The organism is Sulfitobacter sp. TCYB15, assembly GCF_040435955.1.
Lineage (GTDB): Bacteria > Pseudomonadota > Alphaproteobacteria > Rhodobacterales > Rhodobacteraceae > Sulfitobacter > Sulfitobacter pontiacus.
The window spans coordinates 615,552-637,049 of record NZ_CP159193.1; the positions used below are offsets into that span (position 1 = coordinate 615,552).

General features: G+C 61.2%; 25 protein-coding genes. 14 read left to right on the forward strand and 11 right to left on the reverse strand.

The genetic code is table 11. From position 1 onward, the window contains the following. Positions 1 to 8: 8 nt before the first annotated feature. Both ABM428_RS02865 and ABM428_RS02870 read right to left on the reverse strand, forming a co-directional pair. Positions 9 to 908, reverse strand: a complete 900-nt coding sequence (locus ABM428_RS02865; RefSeq protein ID WP_005851083.1) for a LysR family transcriptional regulator — start codon at positions 906 to 908, stop codon at positions 9 to 11. Between the two features lie 104 nt (positions 909 to 1,012). Beyond that, a complete protein-coding gene (locus ABM428_RS02870) occupies positions 1,013 to 1,762 on the reverse strand; it encodes a VacJ family lipoprotein (RefSeq protein ID WP_353628148.1) in 750 nt (249 codons plus the stop codon). A gap of 189 nt (positions 1,763 to 1,951) precedes the next feature. Here ABM428_RS02870 and ABM428_RS02875 point away from each other — a divergent pair, with 189 nt between their 5' ends. From ABM428_RS02875 to ABM428_RS02890, 4 genes are read left to right on the forward strand one after another with little or no spacing between them, the layout of a single operon-like run. After that, complete coding sequence (locus ABM428_RS02875; RefSeq protein WP_009825875.1) at positions 1,952 to 2,410, forward strand: RidA family protein; 459 nt, start codon at positions 1,952 to 1,954, stop codon at positions 2,408 to 2,410. Then, positions 2,407 to 3,168, forward strand: coding sequence for a glycerophosphodiester phosphodiesterase family protein (locus tag ABM428_RS02880; protein ID WP_340244486.1), 762 nt, complete (start codon positions 2,407 to 2,409; stop codon positions 3,166 to 3,168). Before ABM428_RS02875 ends, ABM428_RS02880 begins: the two co-directional genes overlap by 4 nt. 50 nt (positions 3,169 to 3,218) lie before the next feature. Beyond that, complete coding sequence (locus tag ABM428_RS02885) at positions 3,219 to 4,406, forward strand: GNAT family N-acetyltransferase (RefSeq protein ID WP_353628149.1); 1,188 nt, start codon at positions 3,219 to 3,221, stop codon at positions 4,404 to 4,406. Next, entirely contained in the window at positions 4,403 to 4,714 is a 312-nt protein-coding gene (locus tag ABM428_RS02890; protein ID WP_005851091.1) for a 4a-hydroxytetrahydrobiopterin dehydratase, read from the forward strand. The genes ABM428_RS02885 and ABM428_RS02890 overlap by 4 nt, the downstream gene beginning before the upstream one ends. Before the next feature lie 87 nt (positions 4,715 to 4,801). Here ABM428_RS02890 and ABM428_RS02895 read toward each other — a convergent pair whose 3' ends face one another. Further along, a complete protein-coding gene (locus ABM428_RS02895) occupies positions 4,802 to 5,290 on the reverse strand; it encodes a peroxiredoxin (RefSeq protein ID WP_005851093.1) in 489 nt (162 codons plus the stop codon). 92 nt (positions 5,291 to 5,382) lie between these two features. Here ABM428_RS02895 and ABM428_RS02900 point away from each other — a divergent pair, with 92 nt between their 5' ends. The 4 genes from ABM428_RS02900 to pssA all read left to right on the forward strand — a co-directional run bounded on the left by ABM428_RS02900 (position 5,383) and on the right by pssA (position 8,653). Then, positions 5,383 to 6,591, forward strand: a complete 1,209-nt coding sequence (locus ABM428_RS02900; protein ID WP_353628150.1) for an FAD-dependent oxidoreductase — start codon at positions 5,383 to 5,385, stop codon at positions 6,589 to 6,591. Beyond that, complete coding sequence (rsmD, locus tag ABM428_RS02905; protein WP_005851097.1) at positions 6,588 to 7,139, forward strand: 16S rRNA (guanine(966)-N(2))-methyltransferase RsmD; 552 nt, start codon at positions 6,588 to 6,590, stop codon at positions 7,137 to 7,139. The genes ABM428_RS02900 and rsmD overlap by 4 nt, the downstream gene beginning before the upstream one ends. A gap of 91 nt (positions 7,140 to 7,230) precedes the next feature. Continuing rightward, positions 7,231 to 7,890, forward strand: a complete 660-nt coding sequence (locus ABM428_RS02910; protein ID WP_174226618.1) for a phosphatidylserine decarboxylase — start codon at positions 7,231 to 7,233, stop codon at positions 7,888 to 7,890. A 1-nt stretch (position 7,891) separates the two neighbouring features. Continuing rightward, complete coding sequence (gene pssA, locus ABM428_RS02915; protein ID WP_005851102.1) at positions 7,892 to 8,653, forward strand: CDP-diacylglycerol--serine O-phosphatidyltransferase; 762 nt, start codon at positions 7,892 to 7,894, stop codon at positions 8,651 to 8,653. 3 nt (positions 8,654 to 8,656) lie between these two features. On the opposite strand, the gene map is transcribed toward pssA, so the two are convergent. Next, positions 8,657 to 9,472 (reverse strand): type I methionyl aminopeptidase, encoded by an 816-nt coding sequence (gene map, locus ABM428_RS02920; protein ID WP_037944888.1) that lies wholly within the window; start codon positions 9,470 to 9,472, stop codon positions 8,657 to 8,659. A gap of 34 nt (positions 9,473 to 9,506) precedes the next feature. Next, on the reverse strand, positions 9,507 to 10,244 hold the full coding sequence (gene sfsA, locus ABM428_RS02925) for a DNA/RNA nuclease SfsA (RefSeq protein ID WP_353628151.1): 738 nt from the start codon (positions 10,242 to 10,244) through the stop codon (positions 9,507 to 9,509). Between the two features lie 46 nt (positions 10,245 to 10,290). On the opposite strand from sfsA, the gene ABM428_RS02930 reads away from it, so the two are divergent. From ABM428_RS02930 to ABM428_RS02945, 4 genes are read left to right on the forward strand one after another with little or no spacing between them, the layout of a single operon-like run. Then, positions 10,291 to 11,010: a molybdopterin-binding protein gene (locus ABM428_RS02930; RefSeq protein WP_132997486.1), complete on the forward strand. Its 720-nt coding sequence runs from the start codon at positions 10,291 to 10,293 to the stop codon at positions 11,008 to 11,010. Further along, positions 11,007 to 11,717, forward strand: a complete 711-nt coding sequence (locus ABM428_RS02935; RefSeq protein WP_353628152.1) for a GNAT family N-acetyltransferase — start codon at positions 11,007 to 11,009, stop codon at positions 11,715 to 11,717. The genes ABM428_RS02930 and ABM428_RS02935 overlap by 4 nt, the downstream gene beginning before the upstream one ends. Positions 11,718 to 11,729: 12 nt before the next feature. Next, on the forward strand, positions 11,730 to 12,299 hold the full coding sequence (locus tag ABM428_RS02940) for a peroxidase-related enzyme (protein WP_353628153.1): 570 nt from the start codon (positions 11,730 to 11,732) through the stop codon (positions 12,297 to 12,299). Further along, positions 12,296 to 13,249: an OmpA family protein gene (locus ABM428_RS02945; RefSeq protein WP_353628154.1), complete on the forward strand. Its 954-nt coding sequence runs from the start codon at positions 12,296 to 12,298 to the stop codon at positions 13,247 to 13,249. Before ABM428_RS02940 ends, ABM428_RS02945 begins: the two co-directional genes overlap by 4 nt. Before the next feature lie 91 nt (positions 13,250 to 13,340). Here the strand turns inward: ABM428_RS02945 and ABM428_RS02950 are convergent, their stop codons facing one another. The 3 genes from ABM428_RS02950 to ABM428_RS02960 all read right to left on the reverse strand — a co-directional run bounded on the left by ABM428_RS02950 (position 13,341) and on the right by ABM428_RS02960 (position 17,486). After that, complete coding sequence (locus ABM428_RS02950) at positions 13,341 to 14,246, reverse strand: LysR family transcriptional regulator (RefSeq protein WP_005851116.1); 906 nt, start codon at positions 14,244 to 14,246, stop codon at positions 13,341 to 13,343. A 136-nt stretch (positions 14,247 to 14,382) separates the two neighbouring features. Beyond that, complete coding sequence (locus ABM428_RS02955; protein WP_107277665.1) at positions 14,383 to 15,342, reverse strand: zinc transporter ZntB; 960 nt, start codon at positions 15,340 to 15,342, stop codon at positions 14,383 to 14,385. 116 nt (positions 15,343 to 15,458) lie between these two features. Beyond that, positions 15,459 to 17,486 (reverse strand): NADPH-dependent 2,4-dienoyl-CoA reductase, encoded by a 2,028-nt coding sequence (locus ABM428_RS02960; protein ID WP_132997489.1) that lies wholly within the window; start codon positions 17,484 to 17,486, stop codon positions 15,459 to 15,461. 167 nt (positions 17,487 to 17,653) lie between these two features. On the opposite strand from ABM428_RS02960, the gene ABM428_RS02965 reads away from it, so the two are divergent. Next, a complete protein-coding gene (locus tag ABM428_RS02965) occupies positions 17,654 to 18,145 on the forward strand; it encodes an RNA pyrophosphohydrolase (RefSeq protein ID WP_005851121.1) in 492 nt (163 codons plus the stop codon). A gap of 211 nt (positions 18,146 to 18,356) precedes the next feature. Beyond that, positions 18,357 to 19,241 (forward strand): formyltetrahydrofolate deformylase, encoded by an 885-nt coding sequence (purU, locus tag ABM428_RS02970; RefSeq protein WP_132997490.1) that lies wholly within the window; start codon positions 18,357 to 18,359, stop codon positions 19,239 to 19,241. A 12-nt stretch (positions 19,242 to 19,253) separates the two neighbouring features. Here the strand turns inward: purU and ABM428_RS02975 are convergent, their stop codons facing one another. From ABM428_RS02975 to nth, 3 genes are read right to left on the reverse strand one after another with little or no spacing between them, the layout of a single operon-like run. Continuing rightward, the gene (locus ABM428_RS02975; RefSeq protein ID WP_037964746.1) at positions 19,254 to 19,844 is read right to left on the reverse strand and encodes a GNAT family N-acetyltransferase; all 591 of its coding nucleotides are present in this window, start codon (positions 19,842 to 19,844) and stop codon (positions 19,254 to 19,256) included. Continuing rightward, a complete protein-coding gene (locus ABM428_RS02980) occupies positions 19,844 to 20,833 on the reverse strand; it encodes an adenosine kinase (RefSeq protein ID WP_132997491.1) in 990 nt (329 codons plus the stop codon). The genes ABM428_RS02975 and ABM428_RS02980 overlap by 1 nt, the downstream gene beginning before the upstream one ends. Then, on the reverse strand, positions 20,830 to 21,474 hold the full coding sequence (nth, locus tag ABM428_RS02985; protein ID WP_005851129.1) for an endonuclease III: 645 nt from the start codon (positions 21,472 to 21,474) through the stop codon (positions 20,830 to 20,832). The genes ABM428_RS02980 and nth overlap by 4 nt, the downstream gene beginning before the upstream one ends. Between the last annotated feature and the right edge of the window lie 24 nt (positions 21,475 to 21,498).

The window sequence follows — 21,498 nt, forward strand, 5'->3', positions numbered from 1 at the left end:
AAGCGGGATTAAGGCGTGTTTTGCCCGTTGTCCAAGCTCTCGATCAGAATATTCTGTTGATTTTCAGCCGCTTGAGCGAGGTCCATCAAACTACGCCGTGCGATCGACAGCATCTCGGGGTCCAGATCTTCGCGCCAGACCACCCATGCGGGGTACGCAAAGCGTGGGGAATTTGCCACAACATGCAGTTTTCCAACGTCGAGATACCGTTGCACTGCCCGTGCGGGCAGGTAAGCAGCGGCGCGACGGTTGACGATATAATCGGCCGCAAGCCCGCCAAGGGCCAATGATCGCCCCGAATTGGTCAGATGGGGCAGGGCGCTGGCGTGCATATGTGTAAACTCCGGCCCCCAGTCGACCGCGACATATTCTTTGCCAAGATCTTTGACGTCCGTTTCAAAGGACGCGACGAGAATCAGTTCTTCCTCCAGCACGGGTTCGACGCGCAAACCGGGGCGCAGCTGCGGGGTGTAAAGCAAGGCGGCCTGAATAACCCCTTCGACCAGAAACCGCGTTAGCCGGTCGGACATACCCATTTCGGCGTGAATACTCAGTTCGGGCATCATCGCTTGCATCGCGTCGATCCAGCGAAAGCCAAGCTTGTGCCACAGGGCGTGCTGTGCGCCGAAAGAAAAGCTGCGGCTATATCCTTCCGGGATCGCGATCTGCTGCCGGGCTTCTTCCCATATCTTAAGAAGGCTTAGCGCGTATGAGGTGAATTGTTCGCCTTCCGAGGTCAGCACCGCCCCCGCTTTTGATCGTTTGAACAGCGGGTGGCCCAGGCTGTCTTCCAGTCGTTGCACGCGCAGGCTGACAGCGGATTGGGTGACAAACAGCCGTTCGGAAGCAGCGACAAAAGAGCCGGTGTTGGCGACTTCGATAAAGGTTTTGATCAGGGTGATATCCATGCCCTGATAATGATCCTCCGCAGGCCCGTTGCCAAGCTGCCCTGACCTGAATCGCGCGCCCCTATCCGAAAGAGACCGGAAGGGAGGCGCGTGTTATTTGATGCTTAGTCAACCATGCGCGGGCCGGTGGTGGCGGCGATGCTGGTGGGGCGCGCCAGATCGGCACGGCGCTTTTGCAGATAGTCCTGACGTGCCTGGGCATAGCTGTCGCCCGATGCGGACATCGGCACTTGCTTGCCATTCACGATGCGGCGGTTTTTCTCGAATGCGCTATCGGCATAGCCGGTGACGGTGCCGACATAGCTTTCGGGGCTATCAAGCGTATAGGACAGCGGGTTGGTGAACAGGTCCACCACGCGGCCGGCGGTGTCGCGGCGGGTCGATGGGCCGATCAGCGGAAGTTCGATATACGGGCCTTCGCCCACACCCCAGACATACAGCGTTTCGCCAAAGTCGGTATCATGCTCGGGCACTTTGAATTCGCTCGCGACGTCGAACAGGCCGCCCATCCCAAGCGTGCTGTTTACCAAGAAGCGGTAGGTAGACAGGCCAAAGCCCGCGACATCGGCCTGCAAGGCGCTGTTGACGGCAGCTTGCGGCATCGACAGGTTCTCGGAGACGTTATGCACGACCGTCTGGAATTCGATCGGCACCGCCCCCAGCACGCGGTTGGGTTTGCCCGATCCGCCGATCTTCTGATTGAAGGCGTGGACCTTGCGGTTACCGACCTCGTGCGGGTCATTGACCCCTGCGGGCTGGGGGCGCGATGCACCGCTACAGGCGGCAAGACCTGCAACCAAAGTGACACCCACAAGGGCGCGCAGCGATGTGGAGAGGGTCGTGGCCTTGAACATGGTATAAATCCCGAAAACGCGTGAAAAACATGGTTTGTTATGCGCAGCGTCCCCGAAATACGCAACATGAGTTTCCTTGGGCATCTCGCGTTGGTGGCAGGTGTTGCAGTTCCTCCCTCTTGGGTCTTTTCGTTTCGGCATCGCATCGCTATCGTCCCGCCAAAGCCATTCATTCCAAGGAAGTCCCCCATGAGCATCACCAGCCGTCTGAACGATCTTGGCGTCACCCTGCCTGACGCACCTGCCCCTGCGGCGAACTATGTGCCCTTCGTGAAAACCGGCAACACGGTCTATGTTTCGGGCCAGATCTCGAACGGGCCGGACGGGTTCATCACTGGAAAACTGGGCGCGGATATGGATGTCGCCGCGGGTGCCGAAGCCGCCAAGACCTGCGCGATCAGCTTGCTGGCGCAAGTCAAAGCCGCATGTGACGGCGATATCGAACGGCTCAAGCGGGTGGTGAAGCTGACGGCCTTTGTGAACTCCACCGCCGATTTCACCGACCAGCCCAAAGTGGTTAACGGGGCCTCTGACTTCCTTGTCGAAGCTTTGGGGGATGCGGGGCGTCACGCGCGCTCGGCCGTTTCTGCCGCTTCCTTGCCGCTGGGTGTCGCGGTCGAGATCGAAGGCATTTTCGAAATCGAATGACCCTACCACAGGCGTTTTATACGACCCCTATTGCGCATCGCGGTTTTCATCACCGCGATGCCGGTCGGCCCGAAAACAGCTTTGCCGCCTTTCAGGCCGCGATTGATCGGGGCTATGGCATCGAGCTTGATGTGCAACTGTCACGCGATGGTGTGGCGCTGGTGTTTCACGACTATGCGCTGGATCGCCTGACAGGCCAGACCGGTGCCATCCGGCAACGCGATGCGGATGACCTGTGCCAGATTACGCTCACCGGCGGCAACGACACTATTCCCACCCTGCCGCAGGTACTGGAACTGATCGCAGGACGCGTGCCGCTGCTGGTCGAGATCAAGGATCAGGACGGTGCAATGGGCACGGACATCGGACCGCTGGAAGATGCGGTGGCAGAAGCCCTGCGCGACTATGTGGGCGATGTGGCTATCATGTCGTTCAACCCCAACAGCGTCGCGCGGATGGCAGAGCTGCTGCCGGATGTGCCGCGTGGATTGGTGACCAGCGCCTATCGCTATGTCGAATGGCCGCTGCCCAAAGCCACCTGCGACCGCCTGCGCGAGATCCCCGATTACGATCGCACCGGCGCGTGTTTCATCAGCCACGAGGTCGACGATCTGCCCCGCCCCCGTGTGGCAGAGCTGCGCGAGGCAGGCGCGATGATCTGCTGCTGGACCGTGCGCAGCCTTTCAGTTGAAAACGGCGCACGCGAATTTGCGCATAATATCACCTTCGAAGGCTATGACGCGCCGCTGCAAGGTTGAACCGTCCGGCTTCGGCCACAGATAAGGCCTATGACAACGGGACATCCAGTATGAACGCGCGCGACGTCGAAATAAGAATTGCCTCGCGCATCGCGCACATCGGTCAGGCGGAATGGGATGCCTGTGCCTGTCCCGAAGCCGCCGGGGGCGCGCGCCCCGCGGACCCTTTCACCACCTTTCGTTTCCTTTCAGCGCTAGAGGAAAGCGGCAGCGTCGGCCCCGGTACGGGGTGGCAGCCGCAATACCTCAGCGCTGCCATTGACGGTCAGATCATCGCGGTGGCGCCGATGTACGCCAAGTCACACAGTCAGGGTGAATACATCTTTGACCACAGCTGGGCCCATGCGTTTGAACGGGCGGGCGGGCGCTATTACCCCAAGCTGCAGATCGCCGTGCCCCATACCCCTGCCACGGGCCGCCGTTTCCTGACCCGTCCGGGGTTTGAAGAGACAGGCACCGCGGCCCTCATTCAGGGGGCGGTTCAGCTGACCGATTCAAACGGGCTGTCGTCCTTGCACATTACCTTTTGTACCCAGGACGAGGCCAGCGCCGCAGAGCAACTGGGCCTGCTCGCCCGCAAAAGCCAGCAGTTCCACTGGCACAACGCGGGCTTTAAGGACTTCGACGGGTTCCTTGCCACGCTCAGCTCGCGCAAGCGCAAGAACATCCGCAAGGAACGCCAACAGGCGCAGGCCTTTGGCGGAGAGATAGAGGTATTCACCGGTGACGATCTGAAGCGCGAACATTGGGATGCGTTCTGGCAATTCTATCAGGACACAGGCGCGCGCAAATGGGGCACGCCCTATCTGACACGCGCATTCTTCGACATCGCCCAGGACCAGCTACGCGACGACATGGCACTGGTGCTAGCCAGGCGGGATGGTGAGTGGGTGGCGGGGGCGCTGAACTTTATCGGTGCCGATGCGCTTTATGGGCGCTATTGGGGCTGCACTGAACATCATCCGTTCTTGCACTTTGAATTGTGCTATTATCAGGCCATCGATATCGCGATCAAACTGGGCCTCTCTACCGTCGAGGCAGGTGCGCAAGGGGAACACAAGCTCGCGCGCGGTTACCTGCCACAGGCGACGTGGTCGCTGCATTGGATGCGGGACGAGGGTTTTATGCGCGCTGTTGAAGACTATCTTGTACAGGAACGGGCAGCCGTTGACGAAGAGATAGACATTTTGACAGATTACGGCCCATTCAAAAGGGTCGAGGTTGAGGAACAGGAATGAGCGAAAGATTAAGCGAAGAGACGCGCAAAACCGTATTGGCCCCCTTGTTCAGCACAGGCTGGGCTATGGTGGAGGACCGGGATGCGATCGTCAAAACCTTCAAGTTCAATGATTTCGCGGATGCTTTCGGCTGGATGACCCGCGCGGCGATCTGGGCCGAGAAATGGAACCACCATCCAGAGTGGGAGAACGTCTATAACAAGGTGATCGTTACCCTGACGACCCATGACGTGGACGGCCTAAGCTCGCTTGATGCCAAGCTGGCGCGCAAAATGGATGGATTGATGGGCGAAGTCAAAGCGGGCTAGGGCACCATTGATCGTCGAATTATTCAAAGAAAAACGCAGCCGCGGTGCCCCCGCGGCTGCGTTTTTCTTTTTAAGGGTTGTGCAGGATTACATGTTGTCCAGCAGCGCCTCGCCGCCCGACATGTCGCAGACGCCGGGCTGTACCTCGGCCTGGAATAGCGTGACCTTGCCGTCATCCACCAGCATCGCATAGCGTTTGGAGCGCGAGATCAGCCCCGCGGGCTCGGCCGAGAATTCCATGCCGATGGCTTTGGTAAAGGCGCTGTTGGCATCGGCGAGCATGGTGATGCCAGCCGCCGTCGCGCCTGTCGATTCACCCCAAGCGGCCATAACAAAGGGGTCATTGCAGGACACGCAGATGATCTCGTCCACGCCTTTGGCGTCGAACTGGTCCTTGGTGCGCACAAAGCTGGGCACGTGGGCGGAATCGCAGGTGGGCGTATAGGCACCGGGCACGGCAAAGACGACGACCTTGCGGCCCTTTAGCTTGTCAGCCATCTGCACAGGCTGCGGGCCGTCCGGCCCCATTTGCACCAGCGTTGCATCGGGCAGCGTGTCGCCTTGGGAAATCGTCATATGCGTGACCTTTCGTGTCATTGCGTTTGTCTTCACGGAAGATATAGGCTTTGCACGCAGGCAGGAACACGGTTTTTTCGAAAGGGGCAAGGATGGGTCATGTGGTGGTGATCGGGGCAGGGCAGGCGGGGTCATCCTGTGTGGCCAAGCTGCGCAACTCCGGCTTTGAGGGTAAGATCACGTTGATCGGGGCCGAAACCGTGCCCCCCTACCAGCGCCCGCCCTTGTCCAAGGCCTATCTGCTGGGCGACATGGCGCTTGAGCGGCTCTATCTGCGGCCCGAGAGTTTTTACGCCGACCACAGGATTGACCTGATGCTGGGCACCACGGTCGACAGCATCGATCCGGCAGCGCAGACCGTGCGGGTGAACGGCGGGGATATGGCCTATGACGATCTGGTGCTGACCACCGGATCTTTCCCGCGTCGGCTGCCCGCGCATATCGGTGGCGATCTGGCGGGCGTGCATGTGGTGCGCGACCTGATGGACGTCGATACGATGGGCCCGCGCTTTACCAAAGGCGCGCGGGTGCTGATCGTCGGTGGTGGCTATATCGGGCTAGAGGCCGCCTCGGTCGCGGCCAAGCTGGGGTTGCAGGTGACACTGGTAGAGATGGGCGACCGCATCCTGCAACGGGTCGCGGCCCCGCAGACCTCTGACTTTTTCCGCGCGCTGCACGAGGCGCATGGCGTCACCATCCGCGAAGGCGTCGGGCTTGAGCGTTTGACAGGCGACACGCATGTCACCGGCGCTGAACTGTCGGACGGCACCACGCTGGACGTGGATTTCGTGATCGTCGGCGTTGGCATCGGGGCGGCGACGGCGCTGGCCGATGCGGCGGAGATCGTGAATGACAACGGCATTATGACCGACAGCCACGGGCGCACCTCTGCGCCGCATGTCTGGGCAGCAGGCGATTGCGCGTCCTTCCCTTATCGCGGCGGGCGCATCCGGTTGGAATCTGTGCCAAACGCCATTGATCAGGCCGAGCTGGTCGCGGAAAATATCATGGGTGCGGATAAGGAATATGTCGCCAAGCCGTGGTTCTGGTCGGACCAGTATGACGTGAAACTGCAGATCGCGGGGCTGAACATGGGCTATGATCGCGTTATCACCCGACGCAGCGACGCCGATAGCGTGGCCTTCTGGTACTATCGCGGGGACGAACTGCTGGCGGTGGACGCGATGAACGATCCGCGCGGCTTTATGATCGGGCGCCGGTTGATCGAGGCGGGCAAATCCCCCGCGCCTGCGCTGATCGAAGACCCGAACACAGACCTGAAGGCGCTGCTGAAGTCATGAGGATCATCGCTGGCAAACACCGTGGCACCCAACTGGCCGACGTGGGCAAGGGCGATGCGGATGCGCATTTACGTCCTACCTCTGACCGCGTACGCGAGAGCCTGTTTTCCATGCTGACCCATCACAATGTGATCAACGGCGCGCGGGTGCTTGACCTGTTCGCGGGCACCGGTGCCCTTGGGCTAGAGGCGTTGTCGCGCGGTGCACGCGAGGTGGTGTTCATCGAGAACGGGCGCGTCGGGCAAAAGCTGATCACCGAGAACATCAAGAAGCTGCGGGCCGAGGGCGCGACCACGCTGATGCGCTCCGACGCGACGGCCCTTGGGGGGTGGATCGCGGCGCCGTTCGATCTGGTCTTTCTCGACCCGCCTTATGGCAAGGGGATGGGCCAGACCGCCTTGGTCAAGGCGCGCGCGGGCGGCTGGCTGACACCCGATGCCATGATCGTCTGCGAGGAAAACGCCCCGCTTGATCCGCCCCAAGGCTTCACGCGCGAGGACAAGCGCAAGTATGGCGACACCTGGATCACCCTGCTGCGCCAAGACTAGCCCATTGGCCATCACCAGTTGCCGCTTTGCATTCGTTGCGCTGCGGCCTATGTGCTAACAAAGACGTAAAGGAAAGTAGACCGCCATGAGCCTGAGCATGACCAGCACCTTCATCAAGCCGATGCACCCCGAGGGGCGCAAGTTTGTGGCGATCTTTGCCGCGATCACGCTGGTGCTTTTTATCATCGCTGAACCACTGGGATGGCTGGGTGTCGGCGCAACCGTCTGGTGCTACTACTTTTTCCGTGACCCTGAGCGGGTGACACCCAAGGGCGATAACCTTGTCATCAGCCCTGCCGATGGCATCGTATCGCTGATCGAACCTGCCGTACCCCCCGCAGAGTTGGGGATGCCCGACACGCCGCTAACACGGGTCAGCGTGTTCATGAACGTATTTAACTGCCACGTGAATCGCGCCCCCGTCGCGGGCGAGATCACCGAAATCGCTTACCGCCCCGGCAAGTTTTTCAACGCCTCGCTGGACAAGGCGAGCGAGGATAACGAACGCAACAGCCTGCGCATCAAGATGGCCGACGGCCGCGAGGTCGCCGCCGTCCAGATCGCCGGTCTGGTGGCGCGTCGTATCGTGTGTTTCACCAAGAAGGGCGCGCATACGCAGGCGGGTCAACGCTTTGGTCTGATCCGCTTTGGGTCGCGCGTCGATGTCTACCTGCCCGAGGGGGTCACCCCGCGCGTCAGCATCGGCCAGACGATGGTCGCAGGCGAAACCGTGCTGGCAGAGCTTTCCTGAGATGACCGATCAGCCCCCCGTCGCGCCGGATAAGACGAAAACCGAATTCTCGTTGCTGCAGCTGTTGCCCAACATGCTGACCATTGCCGCGATCTGTGCCGGTATTTCCGCGATCCGTTTCGCCGCCGAGGGGAATATCGCGCTGGCTGTGGCGCTGATCACCCTGGCGAGTATCCTTGACGGGATGGACGGGCGCACCGCGCGCTATCTGGGCTTCAACAGCAAGATCGGGGCCGAGCTCGACAGTCTTGCGGATTTTGTGAACTTCGGCGTTGCCCCGCCTTTGGTGGTGTATTTCTGGGGGCTGCAGGATTCCTACCGCGCGGGCTGGCTGGCGGTGCTGGTCTTTGCGATCTGCTGCGTCATGCGGCTGGCGCGGTTCAACGTTGATTCCCGGACCAAAGACCCGCTGGACGATGGCGGCTATTTCACCGGCGTGCCGTCGCCCGCAGGTGCGATGCTGGTGATGCTGCCGATCTATCTGCCCTATGCCTTCGGCCCCGGTGCCGCGCTGCCCGACGTGGTATCCAGCCTTTATATCGTGCTGGTCGGCTGGGTCATGGTCAGCCGCATCCCCACGTGGTCGTTCAAATCGGTCAGCTTCTCGCGCGCCAACGTGACCTATTTCCTGATCTTCTTTACCGGCTTTATCGCCTGCCTGGTCAGCTTCCCCTGGGCCACATTGGTGATCTGCTGCTTTGCCTATGCAGGCAGCGTGCTGTGGGCCGTGATCGAGCTGAAGCTGGCCAAGCGCCGGGGCTGAGGATCAGCCCTGGCTATAGGTCGGGTGGAACATACCGGCGGGGGATTCGGTAAAGATCTCGTATCCGGTTTCGGTCACGCCGATAGAGTGTTCAAACTGCGCTGACAGGGATTTGTCGCGGGTGACCGCTGTCCAGTCATCGGCCAAGACCTTGGTCTCTGCGCGGCCCAGATTGACCATCGGTTCAATGGTAAAGAACATGCCGGGTTCCAGCACGGCACCGGTGCCGGGGCGGCCATAGTGCAGCACGTTTGGCGGTGCGTGGAACACGCGGCCCAGCCCATGACCGCAAAAATCTGTCACAACGCTCATCCGGTGGGATTCCGCGAAAGTCTGGATCGCGTGGCCGATGTCGCCAAAGGTATTGCCGGGCTTCACGACCTCGATCCCGCGCATCAGCGCGTCATGGGTCACGTTGATCAACCGCTCTGCCTTGCGCGACAGCTTGCCCGCGACATACATGCGCGAGTTATCTCCGTACCAGCCATCGACAATTACGGTGACGTCGATGTTCAGGATGTCGCCATCCTTCAGCTTTTTGTCACCGGGGATGCCGTGGCAGACGACATGGTTCAGCGAGATACAGCTGGCGTGTTGATAGCCCTTATACCCGATGGTGGCAGACTTCGCGCCGGCGTCTTCGATCATCTGCGTGATCACACCGTCAATGGCACCTGTGGTTTGTCCGACAAACACATGTTCGGCGATGTCATCAAGGATTTGCGCCGCCAGCTTGCCCGCCGCGTGCATCCCCGCGAAATCCGAGGGGTCGTAAATGCGAATGCCATCTTTGGTCTGGCGTCCTCGGTGTTCGTTCATCACCGCTGTCTCCGTCATATGAATTTGCTGCTGTCTAACCCGCTTGGCCCCCAAGAGCCAGTGCAGGCGGGTCGATTAGGGGGATTGCGCCCGCAACGCTGACCCCGAGGGGGCTGATATGGGTGCCGATGACATGGGTTTCCAGCCCCGCGGCGCGGGCGTCGGCAAAAGCGGCGGCATAGGCGGGATCGATATCGGCCGCCACGCTAAAGGCGCTGCAGTCGGTGCGCTGCACCAGATAAAGCAGCACGGCGCGGTGCCCGTCCCGTGCCATCTGCGCCAGCTCTCCCAGATGCTTTGCGCCGCGTTTGGTCACGCTATCGGGGAATTCGACCAGCCCCTCGCGGCGCGACAGGGTGGCGGATTTCACCTCGACATAGGCGTCGGGCAGGCCGGGCTCGGCCAGCAGAAAATCGATGCGCGAGTTTTCACCATATTTCACTTCGGGCCGCACGGTCGTGTAGCCCGCGAACGGGGCGATCTGCCGATCCATTAACGCGGCCTTGATCGCACGGTTCGGCAGCGCGGTATCGACGCCGGTGAAATGCCCGTTCTCGTGGTCAACCAGCCGCCAGCCGTAATTCAGCTTGCGTTTGGGGTCGTCGTTCGGCTCAAGCCAGATTTTCATGCCCGGTGTGGCCAGCCCCATCATCGACCCGGGGTTGGCGCAATGAGCCGTCACCTCGGTCCCGTCCTCAAGCTGGCAGTCGGCCAGAAACCGTTTGTAGCGGCGGATCAGGCGGGCGGGGACAAGTTCGGTTTGAAAGCGCATGGGGGGTGACCTATACCTCAATCAACGGCCCCTCAAGGAGACAGCCATGCCCAACCCCACTGCTGCGATGATCGTCATCGGCGATGAGATCCTGTCGGGGCGCACCCGCGATTCAAACATGCACCATCTGGCGGGGCAGTTGACCAGCGTCGGGATCGACCTGAAAGAAGTCCGTGTGGTGGGGGATGAAAACGGCACGATCATTGCCGCTGTGCAGGAACTGTCGCGCGTCTATGACAGCGTGTTCACCAGCGGCGGCATCGGGCCGACCCATGATGACATCACTGCCGATTGCATCGCCGCTGCGTTCAACAAGCATATCGACGTGCGCGAGGATGCCCGCGCCATTTTGGCCGACCACTACGCCAAAAGCGCGACAGAGCTGAACACCGCCCGTCTGCGCATGGCGCGTATCCCCGATGATGCCACGCTGATCGACAATCCGGTGTCGGCGGCACCGGGGTTCAAGCTGGAAAACGTCTATGTCATGGCCGGTGTCCCCGCCGTGTTCGAGGCAATGGTCGCCAGCGTTCTGCCAACCCTGACCGGCGGGGCTCCCCTGATCAGCGCCACCCATCGCATCGAACGGGGAGAGGGCGACATCGCCGGACCGTTGGGAGAGTTGGCGCATAGCTATCCCAACCTCTCTATCGGGTCCTACCCTTTCCAGAAAGACGGCAAATACGGCGCGCATATCGTGATCCGTGGCAATGATCAGGCCGAGGTCGACGCGGCGATGGCAAAGCTCGCGCAGGTGTTCCCGTGACCGATCTGGCGCAGCTTTATCAGGTCATCGACCACACATGGCCCGCCGTGAAAATCTGGACCGAAACCGGCTGGACCCTGCGGGACGGGCAGGGCGGGGGCAAACGCGTCTCTGCCGCGACGATGGCCGAACCCAATGCGGATATCGGTCAGGCCGAGGCCGCGATGCACGCCATGGACCAGCGCCCAATCTTCATGATCCGCGACGGCGACGACACGCTGGATACAGAACTGGCCGCGCGCGGGTATGACATCGTCGATCCGGTGAATGTCTATATCGCGCCGGTCGGCAAGCTGACCGATGTGCCGATGCCGCGGGTGACCGCTTTCCAGATATGGGAGCCGCTGGCCATCATGACAGAGATTTGGGCCAAGGGCGGCGTGGGCCCTGAACGGATCAACGTGATGCACCGCGCCGCGACCAAAACCGCGATCCTGACCCGCTGGAACGAGATGCCCGGTGGCGTCGCCTTTGCCGCGCTGCATGATGGCGTATGCATGGTCCATGCGGTCGAGGTGCTGGAACACCAGCGCGGGCAGGGTGTCGCTAAATGGCTGATGCGCAGCGCCGGTTTCTGGGCGCAGGCGCATGGGGCGACGCAGGTGGCGGTTCTTTGCACAAAGGCGAACGCGGCTGCGAACCGCCTGTATCAGGGTCTGGGCTTTGATCTGGTAGGGCACTATCATTACCGTCAATCCCCTGACTGAAGGAGCCGCCCCATGGCGCATGATGCCCCCACTGCCCTGAACCTGCCGATGGTCGATCCGCTGCCCGAGGACACGCAGAAATACTTTGATGTCTGTCAGGAAAAGCTGGGGATGGTGCCGAATGTGCTGCAGGCCTATGCCTTTGACATCGACAAGCTGAACGCCTTTACCGCGATGTACAACGACCTGATGCTGGGCGCGTCGAACCTGTCAAAGCTGGAACGCGAAATGATTGCGGTCGTCGTGTCCTCCGTGAACAAATGCTACTATTGTCTGACGGCCCATGGCGCGGCTGTGCGGCAACTGTCGGGCAATCCGATCCTTGGGGAACAGATGGTGATGAATTGGCGCGTGGCTGATCTGGATGCGCGGCAAACGGCGATGCTGGCTTTTGCCGAACGTCTGACCGTCGCCAGCGCCAAAACCACCGAGGCGGACCGTCAGGCGCTGCGCGATGTGGGCTTTTCCGACCGCGACATCTTTGACATCGCGTCGGTCACGGGTTTCTTCAATATGACCAACCGCGTCGCCAGCGCGACCGAAATGAAACCGAACGACGCTTACCACGCGCAATTCAGATGATCCTCTGGCGTGCCGGGCTGATCTGGCTTTTACTGGCGGGCACGGCCCAAGCGCTGGACCTGTCGCTGCCCGCTGCGGCGCGGCAGACCGTGACCCGCGATACCGACCCTGACAGCTATCTTGCCCCGACCTCTGCCTTTGAGGACGGCGGCTTTGCCAGCGTCAAGATCGAAGGCGCGGTTGCGCGCTCTGCCTGGCGGTTAGAGGCTCCGGGCCTCACGCCCCTACAGATTATGCGGCCCCTGCGCACCCAGCTAGAGGACGCAGGCTACAGGATCGTTCTGGATTGCAGCGCCGAGGTCTGCGGCGGTTTCGATTTCCGCTTTGCGATCGAAACACTGCCCGCGCCGAACATGTATGTCGATCTGCGCCAGTACCAGTTTGTCACCGCCGTCAAAGGGTCGCTGCAATCACCTGACGCCGTTGCGACCCTTCTGGTCAGCACAACCGATACCTCTGCCTATCTGCAGATCGTTGAGGCGGATGCGCAAGGCCAGGCGTCCAGCCCGTCGGTGCCAGAGGTGGCGGAAGACACCCGGACCTTGGCCCCCGATACCCCCGCGCAAAGCCAGTCAGAGATGGCTGCGGCGTTGCAGAATACCGGCCATGTGGTGCTGGCGGCGCTTGATTTCGGCACCGGCACCGCGGCCTTGGGGCAGGGGGAGTTTGATGCGCTGGCCAATCTGGCGGCGGTGTTGAAAGACCAGCCCGATCTGCGGATTGTTCTGGTGGGCCACACCGATAGCGTCGGCGGGCTGCAAAACAATATTGCCCTGTCGCGAAGCCGCGCGGCGGCGGTGCGGCGGCGGCTGATCACGGCGCATGGCATCGCGGGCGACAGGATCGAGGCGCAGGGCATGGGCTATCTGTCGCCAATCGCGTCTAACCAGACCAAAGCGGGGCGCGACGCCAATCGACGGGTCGAGGCCGTGCTTTTACCCGCGCCCTGACCCCGAACAGAAAAATCCCCGCATCCCTGAAAAGGGAGCGGGGGCAGCCACATATGGGCTCAGTTCACCGAGGGCAGTTGGTGATCTCGTGTTACCAGTCCGTTGGACCTTTTTCGGCAAAGGTATGGGCTAGAAAATCAATGAAGGCGCGCACCTTGGGCTGGGTGAACCGGCCCGGAGGATAGACGGCGTAGATGCCTTGGGTCTCAAGCGGGAGATCGGGGATCGCGTCTTCGACCAGCCCTTTTTCCATCGCGTCGGCATACAGAAAGCTCGGCAGGTAGGCGATGCCAAGGCCAGAGATGGCGGCGTTCAGCAGCGATTGCCCATCGTTCACCGACAGCCAGCCAGCGGTGCGCACCTGACGCTTTTCGCCCGACGGCGAGGTCAGCTTCCACATATTTCCGCTGGACTGGTTGGAATAATGCAGCAGCTTGTGATCGTTCAGATCGTCGATCTTTTCGGGGCGGCCGTATTTCTCGAAATAGGCGGGGGAGGCGATCATGCGTTTGGTCGTCTCGGTCAGCTTGCGGGCCCGCAGGGTGCTGTCTTCCAGCTCTCCGATACGGACGGCCATGTCGAAACCTTCGCTGATCAGTTCGACGTAGCGGTTGTTCAGCACCATGTTGACGGTGATATCGGGGAAATCGGCCAGAAACTCGGACAGGGCGGGTGACAGATGGTTCACGCCAAAGTCCGTCGCGACCGAGATACGCAAAAGGCCCGATGGCGCGGATTGCATAGAGGTCACAAGCGCATCGGCTTCGCCCGCGTCATTCAGCACGCGGCGGGCACGGTCGTAATAGGCAAGCCCGATCTCTGTCGGGCTGACACGGCGGGTCGTGCGGTTCAGCAACCGCGCCCCAAGCCGCGCTTCAAGCGAGGATACGTGTTTGGATACGGCGGATTTGGAGATACCCATCTTCTTGGCCGCATCGGTAAAGCCACCCTGGTCCACGACCGTGGCGAATGCTTCCATCTCTGTCAGGCGGTCCATACCCGTCCCCTTTCATCATCTGCGTCTGGAAAGGGTATGGCGGCCAAATCGGGCAGGATCACGGCAGCGGTGAGACAGTGGAGAGGTATTTATAGGGATCGTTCGCGGCGGGGAAACAGGGCGCGCCGTGCTGTGGTCAAATCCAGCGGACCAGTTTCAGGACCAGAAACATAAGCAGCGCCAGCCCCGCCATGCCAAGACAGAGGATGGTAAACGCCCAAGGATGGTCCACCCCCGGCATCCCGGCGACGTTGACGCCGAACAGACCGGTCAGAAACCCCAGCGGCAGAAAGATCGCCGCGGCGACCGACAGCACATAGCCGTGGCGCGCTTGGCGCTGCGCGATATTGGCGTCGTGCTCTTCCTGAACCGACACCAGTCGGTCGCGCAGCTCGTCCAGCTCTTCTACCGCGATCAGCGCACTGTTGGCCTGCTCGCGCAGCTCAAGCTGGCTTTCGTCGGGGATCAGCGGAATATCAAAGGCGGCCAGCTTGGCCAGCGCCTCGCGTTGGGGGTCAAGATAGCGCCGCAGCCGGATCACGCTGCGCCGGATTTCGGGCAGCTCATGGGGCATCGGGGTGTTCTTGTCCTCTAGATCATCCTCGAAGAACTCCGCCTGTTCATCCAGCGTTGCGACGTGTTCCTGCACCCGCAGGGTCAAGCGACCCACAAGCGCTTCGAGGAACTCCGCAGGGCTGGGAGGGGCCTTTTGCGCTTCGGCCTCGCGGCGGATGGCGTCTATGGCAAAGACCTTCTTGCGGCGCACGGTGATAAGCAGGTCGGAATCCACATACATTCGCACCGATACCATTTCATCGGCATCCTGCCCCTCGTTCATATTGATGCCGCGCAGGTTCAGGATCAGCCCGCCTTCAAACCGGTCACAGCGCGGGCGGGTCTGTTTCTGGATCAGCGATCCGGCGGGGATTTCATGCAGGTGTTCGCGGACCCAGGGTTCAAGCATCGGGTCGGCAAGATCAAAGTGCCACCAGCGGTAGATGCCCGGCCCCGTAAGATGCGTGTCGGTGGGCACTTGGGTCGTGCCATCGGCAAAGATATCGAAAACGCAAATCGGCATGGCCACACCCTGAAACATCTATTGATCCGGGCATTTTGACAGACCGGCGCGGAGGCGCAAGATGTGCTGCCCTTGTGGCGCGGGCGAAAGACGGGGCAGGCCACGACAGCCTGCCCCATTTTGGTCGACATACCTTACAGCGCAGCGGCCAGACGGGTGCCTTGGTCAATCGCGCGTTTCGCATCCAGTTCAGCCGCGACATCCGCGCCGCCGATAACATGGCACGGGATGCCCTTGACCTCTAGCGCGTCGGCTAGCGACCGGTCCGACAGTTGACCGGCACAAAGCACGATCGTATCCGCCGCGATCACCTGCGGCTTTTCACGCGCTTCGCCAAAGCTGATGTGCAGGCCCTCTGCGTCGATCTTCTCGTAGTTGACGCCCGCGATCATCTGCACGTTCTTCATGGTCAGGGACGCGCGGTGGATCCAGCCGGTCGTCTTGCCCAAGCCCTTGCCGACCTTGGTGGTCTTGCGCTGCAGCATGGTCACTTCGCGCGCGGGGGCGTGCGGCTGCGGACCTTCGGGCGCGAGGCCAGAGCGGTGATCGGCGGGGTCGGTGACGCCCCATTCCTTCATCCATTCGGGCAGGTTGGTGGTGGTGCTGTCCCCGTCATGCACCAGATGTTCGGACACATCGAAACCGATGCCGCCCGCGCCGATGACGGCGACGCGCTGACCAGCGGTGACGGTGCCGTTCAGGATGTCGATATAGCTGACCACATTGCCCGCGTCCTGACCGGGGATTTGCGGGTCGCGGGGGATAACGCCGGTGGCGATAATCACCTCGTCATAATCGCCCAGATCATTGGCCGAGACCTCGGTGTTCAGCTTCACGGTGACGTCGTATTTCTTGACCATCTCCCGATACCAGTCGACGAGGCCCCAGAACTCCTCTTTGCCGGCGACCTGCTTGGCAAGGTTCAACTGGCCGCCGATCTCGGATGCGCGGTCAAAGACGGTGACCGTATGGCCGCGCTCTGCCGCGGTGATGGCGGCAGAGAGCCCCGCAGGCCCCGCGCCCACCACGGCGATTGTCTTGGCCGCGTCAACAGGATCGACGCGTAGTTCAGTCTCGTAGCAGGCGCGCGGGTTGACCAGACAGCTCGAGATTTTGCCGCCAAAGGTATGGTCCAGACAGGCTTGGTTGCAGGCGATACAGGGCGCGATCTCGGCCGATTTTCCGGCGGCGGCCTTGGCGACGAAATCGGCATCGGCCAGCATGGGACGTGCCATCGACACCATGTCGGCGCAGCCGTCCACCAGCACCTCTTCGGCGACCTCGGGCGTGTTGATCCGGTTGGAGGTAATCAGCGGGATGTTCACCTGACCCATCAGCTTTTTCGTGACCCATGCAAAGGCCGCGCGCGGGACCGAGGTCTGGATCGTCGGGATGCGCGCCTCGTGCCAGCCGATGCCGGTATTGATGATCGTGGCACCTGCGGCCTCTACCGCCTTGGCAAGCTGCACGACCTCTTCAAAGGTTGAGCCGTTGGGGATCAGGTCGATCATCGACAAACGGTAGATGAGGATGAAATCGGGGCCGACGGCCTCGCGCACGCGGCGCACGACCTCGACTGGCAGCCTCATGCGGTTCTCGTACGACCCGCCCCATTCGTCGGTCCGTTTGTTGGTGTGGGTGACGAGGAACTGGTTCAGGAAATACCCTTCGGAGCCCATCACCTCTACCCCGTCATAGCCTGCCTGTTTGGCACGCAGGGCGCAGGCTGCGATATCGCTGATCTGCTTTTCGATACCTTCCGCGTCCAGTTCTTTCGGGGCGAACATCGAGATGGGGGATTTGATCGCCGAGGGGGCGACGCATTCGGGGCTGAAGGCATAGCGCCCCGCGTGCAGGATCTGCATCGCGATCTTGCCGCCTGCCTCGTGCACGCGGTCGGTGACGATGCTGTGGTTGTCCACGTCCTTTTGCGACAGCATCATCGCGGCACCATGCGCGACCGACCCTTCGGGGTTGGGCCCGATGCCTCCTGTCACCATCAGCCCCACGTCGCCACGCGCGCGGGTTGCGTAGAATTCGGCGACGCGGTTCCAGTCCTGTGTTTCCTCAAGCCCGGTGTGCATAGACCCCATCAATACGCGGTTTTTCAACGTCGTGAACCCCAGATCAAGCGGGGCAAGCAGGTGCGGATAATCGGACATTTGGCAAACCTTTCGAGGGCTGAATGTAGGGTACTGGGCCGTTCTGTGCGGCAGTTCACCCCAAGCCTGCGGTTCTGTCACGCACAACGCTGCGTAAGCCAATATACATGGGCGCGGGATTCGTGCTAACGCCGGTATGACTTCTCTTGCCGCGAAAGGCCCCCGATATGACGCCAGAAGAAATCGCCCGACTGCCCTATCGCCCCTGTGTCGGGGTCATGCTGGTCAACGCCGACGGGCATGTGTTTGTCGGGCAACGTCGGGACCGGGATCAGGACGCATGGCAGATGCCGCAAGGTGGCGTCGAAAAGGGCGAACACGCCGAAGTCGCCGCCCTGCGCGAGCTGGAGGAAGAGACAGGCATCCCCCCAAGCTCTGTTACCGTGGTGGCACAGACCGAGGGCTGGTTGCCCTATGACCTGCCGATCGAACTGGTGCCCAACATCTGGAAAGGCCGGTTCCGCGGGCAAGAGCAGAAATGGTTCCTGCTGCGCTTTCACGGGTCGGATGACGAGATCAACCTGGACACCGAACACCCCGAATTCTCGGACTGGCGCTGGTTGCCGGTGCGCGAACTGGTCGACAACATCGTCCCGTTCAAGCGTGAGGTCTACACCGCTGTGGTCAACGCCTTTGTCGAGCATTTTGCCGACGCCTGACAAAGGGGCAGGCCGCGTTCACCGTCTGCCCGATTGCGTAGCGGATATGGGCCAATGTGCATGATCGGAAACCGATTGTGCTGATTTGACCGGCCGTGCTGGCGTCGCGTGTCTTTTTCGGCCGTCGCGAACTTGACGGGGCGGGGGCGGATAGGAAACAGGTGGCTATCGGCGCGCGACGTCGGACCGCTTTGCCACAGGAAAAATCCCGATGAAGACATATGCCCTGACCGTGACCTGCCCCTCTGCGCGCGGGGTTGTCGCGGCGATTGCAAATTATCTGGCCGATCAAGGCTGCAACATCTCGGACAGTGCCCAGTTCGACGATAAGGAAACCGGCGGTTTCTTCATGCGCGTCAGCTTTGAAAGCGAAGCCGAAGTTGATCTGGCGACCCTGTCAGACGGCTTTGCCGATGCGGCGCGGCTCTTTGACATGGCCTATGAGTTCCACGACGAGGCGGTGAAGATGAAGGTCGTCATCATGGTCTCGCGCTTCGGGCATTGTCTGAACGATTTGCTGTACCGATGGCGTATTGGCGCGTTGCCGATCGATATTGTCGCGGTGGTATCCAACCATATGGACTATCAAAAGGTCGTTGTGAACAACGACATCCCGTTCCACTGCATCAAGGTCACGCCGGAAAACAAAGCCGACGCCGAGGCGCGGATCATGGCTGTGGTCGAAGACGCGGGGGCCGAGCTAATCGTACTGGCGCGCTACATGCAGATCCTGTCGGACGAAATGTGCCAGAAGATGTCGGGACGGATCATCAATATCCACCATTCTTTCCTGCCCAGCTTCAAGGGGGCGAACCCGTATAAGCAAGCGTTCCAGCGCGGGGTCAAGCTGATCGGGGCGACATCGCATTATGTGACCGCCGATCTGGATGAAGGGCCGATCATCGAACAGGACATCGTGCGCGTCACCCATGCGCAATCCGCCGAAGACTATGTCTCGCTCGGGCGGGATGTCGAAAGTCAGGTATTGGCGCGGGCCATTCACGCGCATATCCACCGGCGCGTGTTTGTGAATGGCAACAAGACGGTGGTCTTCCCTGCCTCGCCGGGGTCTTACGCCTCTGAACGGATGGGATGAGCCTCGGGGGCGCTAGCCGATGGTCGGCACATGCGCCCCTGCGTCCTTGTCCAGCAGATCGATCAGCCGCGGATCATCCGCGACCTCGACCTGCCTCTTGAACGGGGTAAACCCGCTGCGGATGTAAAAGGACAGCGCCTGCGGACTGTCGAGCGTGCAGGTATGTAGATGAAACCGCGAGATCGGCCGCGCCCAAGCCGTGCGGATCGCGTGGTTCATCAGGTAGCGCCCGGCACCCGACCCGATCAGCGCGGGGGTCAGTCCGAAATAGGCGAGCTCGCACGTGCCATCAGCCGTGAACTTAAGCTCGAGCAGCGCCTCGTCGCGACCGTCCTTGGTCAGCGTGAAAAACTGCGTGTCCGCATCCGACAACAGCGCCTGCAATTCGGCGTCGGTTTTTGTGAGCCGTCCGAACCACAGCCAATCCTGTCCGACCCGCCGAAAGATATCACGGTACCAGTCCAGTGTCGGGGTCAACGCGCGCAGGGTCACACCCTCGGGGGCGGGGACATCCCGCAGGGGGGCGGCCTCGCGCATCTCAAGATGTGTGACAACCATCGCCAGTTTGCCAAGCGGTACGTCGTGATATCCGTCGGTCAGCATCAGACCAGCCCTTTTTCCTTGAACAGCTCCATCATCGAGGTCTGCGGGCGCGGGCCGATGTGGCTGATCACCTCGGCCGCGCAGATGTTGCCCATCTTGCCGCATGTTTCAAGGTCGCGGCCCGTGGCCATGCCATAGAGGAACCCCGCCGCGAATTGATCGCCGGCGCCTGTTGCATCCACGGGGGTCACCTTGGTCACCGGTACGTCGACACGTTCGCCCTTGCGGATCAGCGTCACACCGTCGCCGGACCGGGTGCAGACGACCGTGTCACAGATCGCCGCGGTGCGGGTCAGCGCGTCTTCCAGATCGTCGGTTTCCCACAGGGCGCGGATCTCGGCCTCGTTGCCGATGACGTAACCCAGATCGTTTTCGATCAGCGCGAGGAAGTCATCCCGGTGGCGTTCCACGCAGAAGGGGTCGGAAATCGCGATCCCCGCCATGCCACCGCCCGCCGTCGCCGCGCGCGCCGCTTCGCGGAAGGCGGTTTTGCCGGCGTCGTGGTCAAAAAGGTAGCCTTCGAGGAACATCAGCTTGGCGCTGGAGGCCACCGCCTGCGGAACGTCGTCCGAGGTAAGCCCAGTGGAGATCCCAAGATAGGTGTTCAAAGAGCGTTCCCCGTCCGGGGTCACAAAGATCATGCAGCGCGAGGTCGGGTTCTCGCCCCCGGTCACAGGCGCGTTGACAAAATCAATGCCGATGTCTGTCATCGCTTTGGCATAGAATTGACCCAGATCATCGTCATTCACCCGCCCGATAAAGGCCGTGGGCAAGCCAAGCGCGCCGATGCCCGCAATGGTATTGGCGACCGACCCGCCGGGGGTCTGCAGACGGTCTTGCATTGTCGCATACAGGTTTTCGGCGCGGTCCCGCTCGATCAGCTGCATAATGCCTTTTTCGATGCCGTTATCTTGCAGAAACGAGTCATCCGCATGCGAGATCACATCGACAACAGCGTTGCCGATGCCAACCACTTCGTATTGGGTCATTCGGTTTTTTCCTCATAGGGGCAAAGGTCACGGATGATGCAGGTTCTGCATAGGGGTTTGCGCGCTTTGCAATGGTATCGCCCGTGCAGGATCATCCAGTGGTGGGCATGGTGTTGGAAATCGACAGGGATATTATCCTCGATCGCGCGTTCTACTGCATCGACGGTTTTGCCGGGGGCGATGCGTGTGCGATTGCCGACGCGAAAGATATGCGTGTCCACCGCCTGCGCCGGATAGTGCCACCACATATTCAGCACAACATTCGCGGTCTTGCGGCCCACGCCGGGCAACGATTGAAGCGCCGCGCGGCTGTTGGGCACGACCCCGTCATAGTCATCCACCAGAATCTGGCTCAGCTTCATCACGTTCTTGGCCTTCTGGCGGAACAGGCCGATCGTCTTGATATGTTCGGTCAGCCCCTCCAGTCCGAGGTCCAGCATCTGCTGCGGGTGCTCGACAATCTCGAACAGGGATTTGGTAGCCTTGTTCACCCCCGCATCCGTGGCCTGCGCGCTCAGCGCGACAGCGACCAGCAACGTATAGACGTTGGTGTGATCCAGCTCGCCTTTCGGTTCCGCCTCGGCGTCCTGAAAGCGGGTGAAAATCTCGCGGATCGTGTGATAATCAAGGGTTTTGGCCATGCGCCAAGGGTATGCGTGGTTTCG

Bases quoted from the DNA above. Each gene is read 5' to 3' on its own strand.
- ABM428_RS02980 (WP_132997491.1), bottom strand. From the start codon at position 20,833: ATGACCCAATACGAAGTGGTTGGCATCGGCAACGCTGTTGTCGATGTG.
- ABM428_RS02885 (WP_353628149.1), top strand. From the start codon at position 3,219: ATGAACGCGCGCGACGTCGAAATAAGAATTGCCTCGCGCATCGCGCAC.
- purU (WP_132997490.1), top strand. From the start codon at position 18,357: ATGAAGACATATGCCCTGACCGTGACCTGCCCCTCTGCGCGCGGGGTT.
- sfsA (WP_353628151.1), bottom strand. From the start codon at position 10,244: ATGCGCTTTCAAACCGAACTTGTCCCCGCCCGCCTGATCCGCCGCTAC.
- ABM428_RS02960 (WP_132997489.1), bottom strand. From the start codon at position 17,486: ATGTCCGATTATCCGCACCTGCTTGCCCCGCTTGATCTGGGGTTCACG.
- ABM428_RS02875 (WP_009825875.1), top strand. From the start codon at position 1,952: ATGAGCATCACCAGCCGTCTGAACGATCTTGGCGTCACCCTGCCTGAC.
- pssA (WP_005851102.1), top strand. From the start codon at position 7,892: ATGACCGATCAGCCCCCCGTCGCGCCGGATAAGACGAAAACCGAATTC.
- ABM428_RS02950 (WP_005851116.1), bottom strand. From the start codon at position 14,246: ATGGACCGCCTGACAGAGATGGAAGCATTCGCCACGGTCGTGGACCAG.
- ABM428_RS02880 (WP_340244486.1), top strand. From the start codon at position 2,407: ATGACCCTACCACAGGCGTTTTATACGACCCCTATTGCGCATCGCGGT.
- ABM428_RS02975 (WP_037964746.1), bottom strand. From the start codon at position 19,844: ATGCTGACCGACGGATATCACGACGTACCGCTTGGCAAACTGGCGATG.
- ABM428_RS02930 (WP_132997486.1), top strand. From the start codon at position 10,291: ATGCCCAACCCCACTGCTGCGATGATCGTCATCGGCGATGAGATCCTG.
- ABM428_RS02940 (WP_353628153.1), top strand. From the start codon at position 11,730: ATGGCGCATGATGCCCCCACTGCCCTGAACCTGCCGATGGTCGATCCG.
- ABM428_RS02955 (WP_107277665.1), bottom strand. From the start codon at position 15,342: ATGTTTCAGGGTGTGGCCATGCCGATTTGCGTTTTCGATATCTTTGCC.
- ABM428_RS02945 (WP_353628154.1), top strand. From the start codon at position 12,296: ATGATCCTCTGGCGTGCCGGGCTGATCTGGCTTTTACTGGCGGGCACG.
- nth (WP_005851129.1), bottom strand. From the start codon at position 21,474: ATGGCCAAAACCCTTGATTATCACACGATCCGCGAGATTTTCACCCGC.
- ABM428_RS02865 (WP_005851083.1), bottom strand. From the start codon at position 908: ATGGATATCACCCTGATCAAAACCTTTATCGAAGTCGCCAACACCGGC.
- ABM428_RS02870 (WP_353628148.1), bottom strand. From the start codon at position 1,762: ATGTTCAAGGCCACGACCCTCTCCACATCGCTGCGCGCCCTTGTGGGT.
- ABM428_RS02890 (WP_005851091.1), top strand. From the start codon at position 4,403: ATGAGCGAAAGATTAAGCGAAGAGACGCGCAAAACCGTATTGGCCCCC.
- rsmD (WP_005851097.1), top strand. From the start codon at position 6,588: ATGAGGATCATCGCTGGCAAACACCGTGGCACCCAACTGGCCGACGTG.
- map (WP_037944888.1), bottom strand. From the start codon at position 9,472: ATGAACGAACACCGAGGACGCCAGACCAAAGATGGCATTCGCATTTAC.
- ABM428_RS02965 (WP_005851121.1), top strand. From the start codon at position 17,654: ATGACGCCAGAAGAAATCGCCCGACTGCCCTATCGCCCCTGTGTCGGG.
- ABM428_RS02900 (WP_353628150.1), top strand. From the start codon at position 5,383: ATGGGTCATGTGGTGGTGATCGGGGCAGGGCAGGCGGGGTCATCCTGT.
- ABM428_RS02895 (WP_005851093.1), bottom strand. From the start codon at position 5,290: ATGACGATTTCCCAAGGCGACACGCTGCCCGATGCAACGCTGGTGCAA.